The sequence below is a fragment of the Arenibacter nanhaiticus genome (assembly GCF_900141935.1).
In the GTDB taxonomy this organism is placed as follows: domain Bacteria; phylum Bacteroidota; class Bacteroidia; order Flavobacteriales; family Flavobacteriaceae; genus Arenibacter; species Arenibacter nanhaiticus.
Map to the genome: position 1 here is coordinate 200842 of NZ_FQYX01000001.1, position 12380 is coordinate 213221.

General features: G+C 41.4%; 12 protein-coding genes. 6 read left to right on the plus strand and 6 right to left on the minus strand.

Going from position 1 to position 12380, the window contains the following annotated elements:
- The 3 genes from BUA16_RS19115 to BUA16_RS00875 all read left to right on the plus strand — a co-directional run bounded on the left by BUA16_RS19115 (window position 1) and on the right by BUA16_RS00875 (window position 2560).
- Entirely contained in the window at window positions 1–396 is a 396-nt protein-coding gene (locus BUA16_RS19115) for a hypothetical protein (protein WP_317045378.1), read from the plus strand.
- Between the two features lie 123 nt (window positions 397–519).
- Window positions 520–1611 carry a PA0069 family radical SAM protein gene (locus tag BUA16_RS00870; RefSeq protein WP_072762749.1) on the plus strand — a complete coding sequence of 364 codons (1092 nt, stop codon included), beginning with the start codon at window positions 520–522 and terminating at the stop codon, window positions 1609–1611.
- Window positions 1612–1858: 247 nt separating this feature from the next.
- Window positions 1859–2560: a DsbA family oxidoreductase gene (locus tag BUA16_RS00875; RefSeq protein ID WP_072762750.1), complete on the plus strand. Its 702-nt coding sequence runs from the start codon at window positions 1859–1861 to the stop codon at window positions 2558–2560.
- A 75-nt stretch (window positions 2561–2635) separates the two neighbouring features.
- Here the strand turns inward: BUA16_RS00875 and BUA16_RS00880 are convergent, their stop codons facing one another.
- The 4 genes from BUA16_RS00880 to BUA16_RS00895 all read right to left on the minus strand — a co-directional run bounded on the left by BUA16_RS00880 (window position 2636) and on the right by BUA16_RS00895 (window position 6062).
- Window positions 2636–4060, minus strand: coding sequence for a Gfo/Idh/MocA family protein (locus BUA16_RS00880; RefSeq protein ID WP_072762837.1), 1425 nt, complete (start codon window positions 4058–4060; stop codon window positions 2636–2638).
- A gap of 92 nt (window positions 4061–4152) precedes the next feature.
- Window positions 4153–4809 carry an HD domain-containing protein gene (locus BUA16_RS00885; RefSeq protein WP_072762751.1) on the minus strand — a complete coding sequence of 219 codons (657 nt, stop codon included), beginning with the start codon at window positions 4807–4809 and terminating at the stop codon, window positions 4153–4155.
- A gap of 19 nt (window positions 4810–4828) precedes the next feature.
- Window positions 4829–5569, minus strand: coding sequence for a lysophospholipid acyltransferase family protein (locus BUA16_RS00890; RefSeq protein WP_072762752.1), 741 nt, complete (start codon window positions 5567–5569; stop codon window positions 4829–4831).
- An 82-nt stretch (window positions 5570–5651) separates the two neighbouring features.
- A complete protein-coding gene (locus tag BUA16_RS00895; RefSeq protein ID WP_072762753.1) occupies window positions 5652–6062 on the minus strand; it encodes a BrxA/BrxB family bacilliredoxin in 411 nt (136 codons plus the stop codon).
- A gap of 138 nt (window positions 6063–6200) precedes the next feature.
- Here BUA16_RS00895 and BUA16_RS00900 point away from each other — a divergent pair, with 138 nt between their 5' ends.
- The gene (locus BUA16_RS00900) at window positions 6201–6950 is read left to right on the plus strand and encodes a TerB family tellurite resistance protein (protein WP_072762754.1); all 750 of its coding nucleotides are present in this window, start codon (window positions 6201–6203) and stop codon (window positions 6948–6950) included.
- Between the two features lie 334 nt (window positions 6951–7284).
- Here BUA16_RS00900 and BUA16_RS00905 read toward each other — a convergent pair whose 3' ends face one another.
- Window positions 7285–8448, minus strand: a complete 1164-nt coding sequence (locus BUA16_RS00905) for a PepSY-associated TM helix domain-containing protein (RefSeq protein ID WP_072762755.1) — start codon at window positions 8446–8448, stop codon at window positions 7285–7287.
- 76 nt (window positions 8449–8524) lie between these two features.
- Window positions 8525–10909 carry a TonB-dependent receptor gene (locus BUA16_RS00910; RefSeq protein WP_072762756.1) on the minus strand — a complete coding sequence of 795 codons (2385 nt, stop codon included), beginning with the start codon at window positions 10907–10909 and terminating at the stop codon, window positions 8525–8527.
- A gap of 216 nt (window positions 10910–11125) precedes the next feature.
- Here BUA16_RS00910 and BUA16_RS00915 point away from each other — a divergent pair, with 216 nt between their 5' ends.
- Window positions 11126–11710: a HupE/UreJ family protein gene (locus tag BUA16_RS00915; RefSeq protein WP_072762757.1), complete on the plus strand. Its 585-nt coding sequence runs from the start codon at window positions 11126–11128 to the stop codon at window positions 11708–11710.
- A gap of 207 nt (window positions 11711–11917) precedes the next feature.
- Complete coding sequence (locus BUA16_RS00920) at window positions 11918–12352, plus strand: deoxycytidylate deaminase (protein WP_072762758.1); 435 nt, start codon at window positions 11918–11920, stop codon at window positions 12350–12352.
- Window positions 12353–12380: the final 28 nt, after the last annotated feature.

Here is a 12380-nt window from a genome sequence, read left to right on the forward strand (position 1 = left end):
ATGGTATGGGCACGAAACATTAATAAGGCCCAGGTAACCCAAGGCGATGGGGCATATGCCTCCTATAGCTCCTATGCCGAAGGAGATAATACCTATTTTGTTATTAGTACTGCGGCAGAAAATCCACAATTATTAACGGGACAAAGACTTGTTTTTAAACAAGGCCTAGGGAGAAATAGAAATGTATTTGCGATTTGTTTGGACAAAAAAGGACAGATCAGTTACGATAAAATTATTGACGATAAAGAGGCAAGACTACCGCTCATGGTCTCTATGCCCCTTATAAACAAAAGTGATGGTGTCTTGCTGTTCTATGCCAAGAGGGGTTCTAAAAAACAACTTGTTAAAGTGATCATAGGACCAGCAGTACAAACGGAGGTCGGTAGTCGAAGCTAATGCTTGCCACCTTAACTTCTGTAGAAGTTAACCAAGAGGTTCCATCAGCAATCTTTGTGTTAAAACAGCCATAGACATGAAAAACATAGGATATATTCCATAAATTTGGAAAAAATCCATGTTTTGAAGCAGGAAAATTATATAAAGGGCCGTGGTGCCCAACAAAATACCAAGAATAGGTTTTTTGAGTTCTCCAGTGAAGTAAGGGACGATTTTCTGGAATTCTGTCGTCTGGAAGGGGAGGAAGCGGATGCCAATAAAACCCAATACCTCCCAATTTTTCCAAGAACCATCGTAAATAAAATTTCAAATCCTGATGCAGGGATGCTGTATTCTATGAATCCCTATCAAGGATGTGAACACGGCTGTGTGTATTGTTTTGCCAGAAATACCCATGAGTTCTGGGGATACAGTGCCGGTCTCGATTTTGAGCGCAAAATATTGGTCAAGGAAGACGCGCCCAAATTATTGGAAGCTTTTTTAAAACGGAAAAGCTGGAGGGCGCAAACCATTGTCCTTTCGGGGAATACCGATTGTTATCAGCCTGCCGAAAAACAATATGGGATAACCAGGGCCTGCTTGGAGGTGTTTCTAAAATTTAGGCATCCCGTAGGTATAATTACCAAAAACGCCATGATCTTAAGGGATCTGGATATATTAAAGGAATTGGCCAAGCACCAATTAATAGGGGTACATCTATCCGTCACCTCCCTTTCCGAGGATACTAGGCGGATATTGGAACCTAGAACTGTTAGTATTAAAAAACGCTTGGAGACCATAGCGGTTTTATCAGAAAACAATATTCCCGTCAATGCCATGTTGGCCCCAATCATCCCCGGAATCAATAGTCATGAGGTACTGCCCTTGGCCAAGGCAGTATCAGAAAATGGCGCCTTGTCTTTTGGCTATACAGTGGTTCGGCTCAATGGTGCTATCGGACAGATATTTGAAGATTGGCTCAGGAAAACCATGCCCGATAAGGCAGAAAAGGTATTGCAACAGATTAGGGAGTGCCATGGCGGACAATTAAACGATAGCCGCATTGGAATCCGCACCAAGGGCGAGGGGGTCATAGCGCAACAGATCCGCGATATGGCACGCCTCGCCAAACACCAATATTTTAAGGATAAGAACCTGCCCAAACTAAATATGAACTTATACGAAGAAAACAAAATACACTGGCCCAATGCCCAAGGACAGCTGAAGTTATTTTAAAACCTAGGAGCAATAGATTAAATTTATACACCGCTTGTAAGGATTGGAGAGCTGAGGAGTCTAATACCGAGTATATGTGGTTGCTATCTGCTTTTGGCGGATAATACCGATTCTGTTTGAAGATAGCAGCGTGTTGCGAATCGCCACATTTAGAAGAAGGATTTACAATAGTTCGTTGGAAGGCACTGTTATAAATCCTTATGGAAGGAGGCGATTAAAATTTTGAACAACAATAAAAAATAAATAAATGGAAATTAGTATTTGGTCAGACATTAGGTGTCCCTTTTGTTATATTGGAAAAAGAAAATTTGAAGCGGCTTTAAAAGATTTCGCCCATAGCGATAAGATTCAGATAGCTTGGAAAAGTTTTGAACTAGACCCTAGTTTAGAGACCCAAACCGATATGAATGCCATTGAGCATTTTATCAGTTCCAAGGGAATTGAAAAAGAGCAGGCCATGCAAATGTTCGAGGGAGCCACCCAAATGGCCAAAGATGCAGGTATAGATTTTAATTTAGAGAAATCAGTACCCGCAAATTCATTAAAGGCACATAGGGTATTGCATTTCGCCAAAACCAAAGGTCCTGTAGATGCATTAAAAGAAGCCTTATTAAGCGCTCAATTGGTAGAGGGGAAAAATATTGATGATATCGAGTTTTTAGCAGTGTTGGGAGCCGATCACGGGTTGGATGCCGCAGAAGTGCGTACGATGTTGGCTTCGGACGATTTTACCTATGAGGTAAGACAAGATCAGATGGAAGCTAGAAATTTAGGGATTAGCGGGGTGCCATTTTTTGTATTGAACAATAAATATGGGGTTTCCGGAGCACAACCTACCGAGGTCTTTTTGGAAACTTTGGAAAATGCTTGGGCAGCTTATGAAAAAGAAAATTCGGGTTTAGATATCATAGAAGGGAAAACCTGCGATGTATCTGGGAATTGTGATTAAGACCATTATGCGGATTAAATTAAAAACCCCCTTGGTTCTTTACCAAGGGGGGGTTTTTAATGTTGTATAGATGGGTTAACTAAGCTCCCAGCCTTTACGGTAGGTGCCTTTTACCCATTCGTTGGCTTTTTCGTAGTTGGTTACCTTCATATTAGCACCATCCCAAAGGATCTTGCGTCTTCCTGGATAATCATAAGGATCCCAATCTCCTACTTTTTTACCTTCTTTCAGTACTTTGTACTGATAGGCTTTAATGGCTAAATTCCCCATAAGAACGGCTTCGGTAAGCGGACCGGACTTGGTAAAATCAGAGGAAGTTTTTATGCCGTTAAGACATCCGTCTACCCAGTTCTTCTGGTGGCCATTGAAACCGCCATCAATACGTTCCAGGTAAGGTTCCGGTGCCGAAATCATATTCATAAGATTCGATGGCAATAATCGGGCGTTTCTAGAATAGGTATCGGTAACCAAAATTCCTTTGGTACCATAGAAAATAGAACCACCGTCCCAACTTCCAATGGTTTCCCCATCTTTAAGCTCGTCCGGTAAATCGGGCATCAAACCACCATCATACCAGTTTAAGGCTATTTCCCCGTGTTTAGGGGTATTAAATTTAAGTCTAACTATAGATGAAGGAGGGCAAGAATCGCTGTAGTTAGCTTCTTTAAAATCGCCAATCCAACCGGTAGTACAACTCGCTTCGGCTTCTGTCGGGTAACCTAAATCCAGCACACTAAAAGGAGTCTCCATAATATGACATCCCATATCGCCTAAGGCTCCAGTTCCAAAGTCCCACCAACCTCTCCATTTAAAGGGCAGGTAGGCTTCGTTATAATCGCGCATGGCCGCAGGTCCTAACCATAGGTCCCAATCTAGTTGCTTGGGAACTCTTTGTTTTTCTGAAGGCTTTGGTAGTCCTTGTGGCCACACCGGGCGGTTGGTCCAACAGTCAACCTTGTACACATCTCCAATAATTCCAGATTCCACCCATTCTCTGGCAATTCTACTGCCATCGCTAGAAGCACCTTGGTTTCCCATTTGGGTAACCAGACCATGTTCCTTGGCAACCTGGGTCATGATACGGGCTTCGTTAATATTGTGGGTCAATGGCTTTTCTACATAGGCGTGTTTTTTGGCACGCATAAAAGGAAGCGCTATTGTGGCATGGGTATGGTCTGGAGTGGCTACCATAATGGCATCCATATCATTGAGGTGATTGTCGTAAACTTTTCTAAAATCCTTATATCGTTTTGCTTTAGGGTGCAAGGCCTGACTTTGTTTTACTTGCCTATCATCAACGTCGCAAAGACTTACAAACTTAACCCTATTGGTTTTGGTGAGTTCGCTAATAACCCCGGCACCACGGCCACCGATACCAAAAGCTCCAACATACAGCGTATCACTAGGTGGAACATGGGTTTTTCCCATTACAAAACTGGGAACAATAGAAAAAACAGCCGAGGTGGCTGCTACATTTTTAATAAACTTTCTTCGTTGCATTTCGGATTCATTTTTGGTAATAGGGTTTGAAGATACAAAAAAAACCAAAATGCAAGCGCCCTTAGATTAGGAATGTAGGTAAATTTCTATGGCTATATTTTACCATTCCATTCGTTGTAAAACTGCTCTAGAAAGTCGCGCATAAACTGATGCCTTTTTTCGGCTATCCGTTTTCCCGTTTCCGTATTCATCTTGTCTTTTAACAGCAAGAGCTTTTCGTAAAAATGGTTAATGGTCGGCGCTTGGGAATTTTTGTATTCTTCCTTGCTCATATTTAAGTTAGGAGCAATTTCGGGGTCGTACATCCCTCTGTTTTTAAAACCGCCATAATTAAAGGCACGCGCTACACCTATGGCGCCAATGGCATCTAAGCGATCGGCATCTTGCACAACGGCCAATTCATGGGAAAAGAAGCTGGGCTTGTTTCCCAAGCTCGATTTAAAGGAGATGTTTTCTATGACAAGGACAATATGGTCTACAGTTTTTTGGTCTATGGACAAGGTTTCCAAAAATTTCCGTGCCGTTCTAGGACCAATAGTTTCGTCCCCATTATGAAATTTAGGATCTGCAATATCGTGCAACAAAGCAGCCAAACCAACCACTAAGGTATCGACCTTCTCATCCTTTGCTAGGAGGAGGCTATTTTTAAATACCCGCTCTATATGGAACCAATCGTGCCCGCCTTCGGCACCTTTGAGCGTCTCTTTTACAAATACAATAGTTTGTTCTATATGGGAGGATGTACTCATGGGAAGGCTGGGTATTAGATTAATCATTTACAGGAAGAATCCCTTGGGTGATGGTTTGTTCTATTTTCCCGATAAGAACATCCAAGTCTCCGGAAATTTCCATGGGTGTATGTACATCTAGGGTAATATGGTTGCCAATTCCTTTAGGGAATTTCCCATATTTCAGCATTTTCCAAGAGTTGTTGATGCTAATCGGGATGATTAAGGCACCGGGTGCTTTTTTCATTAATACTTTTAATCCGGTAGTATGAAATTTTTTCGGTGCTCCGGTTTTGCTCCTAGTACCTTCCGGAAAAATAACGGCCGAACGATTGTGCTTGGCAATATAACTGCCCAGTTTTCCTATTTCCGTTAATGACTGGCGGCTGTCTTTTCTGTTGATCAGCACAGAGCCCCCATGTCTTAAATTATAGGATACGCTAGGGATGCCTTTTCCCAATTCTTTTTTGCTGACAAATTTAGGATGGTGTTTTCTTAAAAACCAGGTAATAGGCGGAATATCGTGCATGCTTTGGTGGTTCATGACAATAATGGTAGGCCTATCGGTAGGAATGGCATGCGGGTTGTTACAAGTATACCGAGTTCCCAGGATATGGGTACATCGCAGCAGGCAGAGGTTTAAAATGGCCACACTTTTTCTATGGGCGTCATAGCCAAAAAGATTAAAACAAATCCATTGAATGGGATGAAACAGTAATAGTGTAATCCCAAAAAACAGAAAATAGACTATGGTTAAAGGATAGGCGAGTATTTTTTGCATGGTACAAAAATAAAAAACCGCTCTTTTCAAAGCGGTTTATATCAAAATTCTTTTATACGCAAGGTAACAAAGAAGTTGTGAATTAACAAAATTCGTTATAAGCCTCCATGAGGTTATCGGCGATCATTTCTGCCGGACGTCCTTCAATATGGTGGCGCTCTATCATATGAACCAATTCACCGTCCTTAAACAAAGCCATACTTGGCGAAGATGGAGGGAAAGGCGCCATTAAACTTCTAGCGGCGTTTACGGCTTCGGTATCTACCCCGGCAAATACAGTTACCAAATTGCTTGGTTTTTTGTTGTTTTGCAAGCTCATTTTTGCAGCTGGTCTCGCATTGGCAGCAGCACATCCACAAACAGAGTTTACTACTACTAATGTTGTTCCTTCTTTATTGATAGCCGCTTCCACCGCATCGGCAGTATATAATTCTTCAAACCCGGCAGATGCCAAGTCTTGTCTCATTGGTTTTACTAATTCCGCAGGATACATAAGTATTTATTTTATTCGATTAATAATATAAGTTTTCAAAGATAACTAATTTGTAGCATTTTAGTAGGATACCTTAACTTTTCATTTGACCTTCAGTTCTTCCATTAAATTATATCTTTGCCAAAATTTTGTATTCAGATGATGAAATGGTTTGCCGCAGTATTGGGTTTTTTTGTATATAGGTTCCCAGGAGCTGTAATAGGCTTCCTTATTGGAAGTTTTATCGAAAATTTAAGTAAAGGCAGTAATAGTACAAGTGGGAGGGGAGGCTCTATTTTTGGGGAGGTAAAGCCGCAGAAGGTATCTCCGGAAGATTTTGAGTTACAACTGCTGTCGCTCTGTTCTATTGTTATCAAGGCCGATGGCTCGGTCAGTCCATCCGAAATGGCTTATGTACAGCAGTATTTTGTAGGTACTTATGGCAAGGAAAAAGCCAATGCTATTTTTAGGACGTTCAACGAAGTGGTTAAGAAAAATGAAATTTCTGCCCAAAAGGTATGTTCCTACCTTAACCAACGTACCCGTTACGAGGTAAGATTGCAATTGTTGCACTTTTTATTCGGAATTGCCCAGGCCGATGGCCAAGTGAGGGCATCGGAAATTGATAAGATCCGAGAAATAGCGACTTATTTTAGGGTTAGCATGATCGATTTTGAAAGTATTAAGGCCATGTTTATTAAATCTGCCGACAATGCCTATAAAATCTTGGAAATAGAGAAGTCTGCCACCGATAGTGAAGTTAAAAAAGCATACCGCGATATGGCTAAAAAGTATCACCCAGATAGGGTAAATACCGAAAATGAAGCTATTAAAAAAGGGGCCGAAGAAAAGTTTAAAGAAGTTCAGAAGGCCTATGAGACCATTCAAAAAGAACGGGGAAGTCTGTAAATAAGAACTTTACGACTCGTTTAAGATATAGGGGCCCATGCAGATGCGGCCCCTTTTTTTGCCTTTGTCCAAACTATGTTCTGGAAATATAGCGGGACATTAAAGTTGTTTTAATCGATGGTATAACCTGATTTTCTGGAGGCGTTACAATCCCTTACCACTGTGTATTCCATGGCACCTAATTCCGCGTTAGGGACCGCGGCGGCATCCCCGCAGCAGCGCAAGGGATATAGCCAAGGGCCCGCCCGACGAAGGAGGGAACGCCCAAAGTATTCAATGACGGCAAAATGTAATTATTCAGAGGTCCGTCCTAATCTAAACTGGCCACGGCCTATTAATTTTCTTTAATTTGTTTGTTCCGAGAATGCTGTTTTCCCTTTTTCTTTTTCAGCTTGTTCCACCAAATGAGGGTACCGCTAATGGGGAGACTGGTTCCGATAAGGCAGGCGATGAAATATAGGAACTTGGAGAAACCCCCAAAAATATCGCCCATATGCAAGGGCTTAATCATAGTGGCTATCTGTACATTCAAGGGTTTCTCGCTAAAGAGTTCCTTGTGAAGGGTATTGCCATAGAGGTCTACCATATAGCTGTCGGCAGCATGGGGCATCCAACTGTTACCATCGTATTTCTGCATGGTGTAATAAGGTGTTTTTTCCGAGGGGAAGGACAGGGTTAATTTGCCGCTATACGATAAGTTATTATGGGCTAAGGCGATGGCCTCGTCATAACTTATGGGGGTGCCCTCTTTGGCAAGGGTGTTTTCGGAAAAACTGAGATCCCTGTTCCCAAAGACCTTGGTGCCCAGAATATTTCCCAAACCTTCCCTGTAGCCTTCAAAAGACCAACAAAGTCCGGTTAAGCCCATGACCAATAAAAATATACAGGCATAAAAGCCCAAGGTGTTGTGCAGATCGTGGTTAATGCGTTTCCAATTGGCATCGGTTTTTATTTTAAAGCCGTGTTTTAAATTCTTCCATTTTAATTTTTTAGGAAACCACAATACCAGTCCACTTATGCTTAAGATTATAAAAATGATGGTGGCTATACCAACAATCGGTCTTCCCCATGGAATATCTAACAGCAGCCAACGGTGCAGTTTAAACATGGTCATCATAAATCCATCTGCCGGATTTTCCTTATTCTGAAGGATTTCGCCCGTATAAGGGTTCATTAAATAGGTGGTTCCTCTACGTTCTTTAGGATTTTTTTTTACCGTAAAGGCGTAGGGAGCCCCGGCGGTTTCTAGGATGCTAACCCTTGTGACCAAGCCGGCTGTGTGGGCCGTTAATTTGGCCGATAAAGCTGCTACTGTTTGTTTTTCGCCAACAGCTTCTATTTTTGGGTCTTCGGAAAAGAAGGCCTTGATTTCCTTTTCGTAGGTGAGTACCGTTCCGGTAAAACAAATTATAAAAAGTATGATACCACTGATAAGACCTAACCATAAATGGATGTCGTTGATAAGATTTCTAAGGCCGTACGATTTCTTTTTTGTCATGGGAATACGAGTTGAAAAGGGGAAGGTGCGGGGAGGAACCCGCACCTTAAATGATTAAAAATGTTTATATGATAGCTTAAAAGGAGTACGAAATAACCCCGGCAAAGTTTCTTGGATCTGTTTGGTTGATATACCTGGTGCGATACGCATTGTAGCCTATTTCATCAAACATATTATTCATAAGAACCCTAAAGTTCCAATGCTTGTTTAGTTGATACGAGGCTTGTGCGTTTACCAAGGTGTAGGCGGCTACATCAAATGGTTTTTGGTTGGGGACAATACCCTCATGGGTAATGGCTCCCGAACTCCAATCATTAATAGGTCTTTCTCCGGTGTAGTAAGCTCCGGCACCTAGGGACAGGCCGTTTAATTTTCCTTTAAACCCATAATTGGCATAGGCGTTAAAAGTATGTTTTGGGGTGTTTAGCGGTGAAGAACCATAGACATAGGCATTGTGTTCTTTGTATTGTGCGTCTATATAGGAATAGCCTGTAATAAGTTCAAGGTTTTCTAAGATCCTACCCGTAAGTTCTACCTCAATACCCTTGCGCTCGTCATTTCCACCTTTTTCATAGAAACCGGTTGCCACCCAGTTTTCGTCATAAACGGCTAGGTTAATATTCTTGTTGTTAATTTTAAAGAAGGTAAAATTAAATCGAAGACGGTTGTCGAACCAATTAGTTTTTATCCCAGCTTCCAATTGATCAAAACGCTCATTGCCCAATTCCCTTCCTTCTACGTCCAAGCGAGTAGCCGTTCTTGGGTAAGAACTATTGGTGTAGGAGGCAAATACATTTAGGTTGGTAACCGGATTCAATACAAGGCCAAACAGCGGGTTAAAGGCGTTGCTATTGGTAGTTTCGGTAGCGGTACTAGACTGGGTGGAGCTATAACGTACCCCTAAGAATGTTTTTAACCAAGAGTTGAAGGAAATAACGTCTTGGGCAACAAACCCAATAGATCTAGAAGAAGCCCCAGCTTCCTTGGCTGCACCGAAGGCTAAAGCTCCGGGTAAGCTGTTGTTTATTCCTGTAAATACGTTAATGGTGTCTACGGTAGAAACACTTTGGTTAAAGGTGTTAAAAGCGGTGGTCCTGTAATCAAATCCGACCTGAAAAGTGTGGCTGATGTTTCCTGTCTTTAATTTGTCGCCCACCAAGTCAAATTGTAGTACGCTATTGTCGTCGCTCCTTGTGGACACCGCATAGCCTCTTTTTCGTAGTTCGTATTGCGGGTTTCCGTCGGCATCGTTTATAACATTGCCCAAACTGGCACCCTTGTCATCCAAGTCCAAGCTCGATTTGTAAAAGGCGGCCTTTAAGCTTAGTTTATCGCTGAGGTTACGGCTGAATCTAACAGCGTAGCTGGCGTTTTGAGTGATGGCTTTATCGTTCTTATACCCTAGGAACTGCTCGTATGGCATGTCGTAAATGGCATTGATATCACTTTCATTTAAGTTTACCGTACCTAGATCTGGTGTTCTGCTATCATCCATATAGTCCATTTCAAAACTAAGCTTGGTCTTATCGTCTACCCGCCATTCCAAGGACGGATTGATATAGAACCTTTCGGAAGAAATTCCTTTTCTAAAGCCATCGGCACGTTCTAAGGCGCCGTTTATTCTAAAGGCCAGGTTTTTATGCTCGTCTAAAGGACCGTAGACATCAAAGGTTGTTCTTGCTTGGCCAAAGCTGCCAACTCGTAGGGCCGTATTGCCCCCAAATTGATAGACAGGTGTTTTGGTGACTATATTAATGACTCCGCCCGGACTTCCCAAATCGGTAGCAACACCCTGGGTAATGGCAGTGGCTCCTTTTAAAACCTGAATGTTGTCTACACCTTGCATGTCGGTTAAAATACCCACACCCCTAAAATCTGAATGTACTCTAACGCCATTTTTAAGGATAGGAATACCCCTAAACCCTCTAGAAGACATGCTTTCCCTTTTATTGCCGTAGGTGGCAAAAGTATAAACCCCGGGAACGTTTTTCGTGGCATCGGAAATGGTCAAATTACCTTGTTGCTCTATCAGTTTATCAGAAATGATGGAAATACTTTGTATTTGTTCGTAGGGCGCTAGGGGCAATCTGGTCAGCGCCTCTATCTTATCAGGATGTTCATAGCGGTTTCCAAAAACTTCTACCTGGTCTAATTGCATCCCGTCCTTAAGATGAACCTCTATAGCTATGGATTCATTTTCCTTCAGGATGATATTTTTAGTATAGGCTTGGTAGCCTACTGAACTTACTTTAAGGGTATATTCTCCCGGTTTTAGGTGGTTAATGGCGAAATTTCCGTTTTCATCCGCTGCCGTTCCTATAGCTGCCGATTCTAAGATTACGGAGGCATAGGAAACAGCATCCTGCCTTTCATTAAATACTTTTCCGGTAATTTTTCCTTCTTGTGCATACCCAAAATGAAGGCATAGGGCAATTAATAGGAATATTGACTTATTGTACATCTTATTTAGACTTAATTAAAATTATAGGCACAAATATAGAAGAAGTGTTTTTGTTTCTAAAACTTATTTAGACTAATTATAAATAAATTTCTTAGTGTGTTCTTTATGAATAATTTACACCGATGAAAATTCTAAAAATTTTCTTAAAGGGATGTAAAAAGAGAATGGTCGCTAAATAAAAATTGTATGTTTGGTACTGTTATTTAATTTTTTGACATGAACGATTTTTGGTTTTATATACAATTGGGTTTAGATCATGTGTTGGATTTTTCTGCCTATGATCACATTCTGTTTTTATCGGCATTGGCATTGCCCTTTACCTTTTTGCGTTGGAAACAACTGTTGTTACTGGCTACTGTATTTACTATTACCCATTGCCTGTCCTTGGGATTGTCTGCTTATGGAATTTTAACGGTAGATGTGGGGTTGATAGAATTTTTAATCCCCATCACCATTTTCTTAACAGCGGCCTATAATTTGATGCGTATTAAAATCGGTGCCGCACATGGCCGTTTCGACTTTTTGGTTGTGGCCACGTCTTTTTTTGGACTGGTTCACGGGTTTGGGTTTTCCAACTATTTTAAAATGTTGATGGCAGGGGAAGAGGATAAATTAACGCCACTATTAGGCTTTGCAACGGGAATAGAACTATCGCAAGTGTCCATTATACTGATGATCTTGGTCTTGGCCTATCTTGTACAGGCGTTGGGAAAGGTAAAACAAGCTTATTTTATCCTAACCGGATCTGTCCTGATATTGTTGCTGACCATTCCCATGTTGGTAGATACCTATCCTTGGTAAAACCAATGGAAATGCTGTATCTTAAATAGAAAAAAACAATTTTTTATAGCACTCTTGGGCGGGTTTTACTAAAAATTAGCCTAGCCGTTGGCCCTGAGGATAAAAAAGTTCGCTTACCTTTGTAAAGTGAACCCTAGTGACTTATATTATGGTCTATCGATCAGAAAACTACTGACCATACGTTAGGGATTATAGCATACGTAATAAATGAAAGAACTTAAACAAGAGAAGTACGATAAGGCCTATCTCCGTATGGCCAGCGAATGGGGAAAGCTCTCTTTTTGTAGCCGCAAACAGGTAGGAGCAATTATCGTAAAGGATAGGATGATCATTTCTGATGGTTATAACGGCACCCCCACCGGTTTTGAAAACGATTGTGAAGATGAGGAAGGGTACACAAAATGGTACGTTTTGCATGCAGAAGCCAATGCAATATCGAAAGTAGCATCGTCTACCCAATCCTGTGAAGGCGCTACCTTGTACATTACTTTATCTCCATGTAAAGAATGTAGTAAGCTCATCCACCAGTCTGGCATAAAACGTGTTGTATATCAAACATGGTACAAGGATCCTTCGGGCTTGGAGTTTTTGGAAAAAGCAGGCGTAGAATTGGTACATATGCCTTCTATAGTTACGGTGTAAAAATATGCTGAAAAAAAAAATTTTTGAG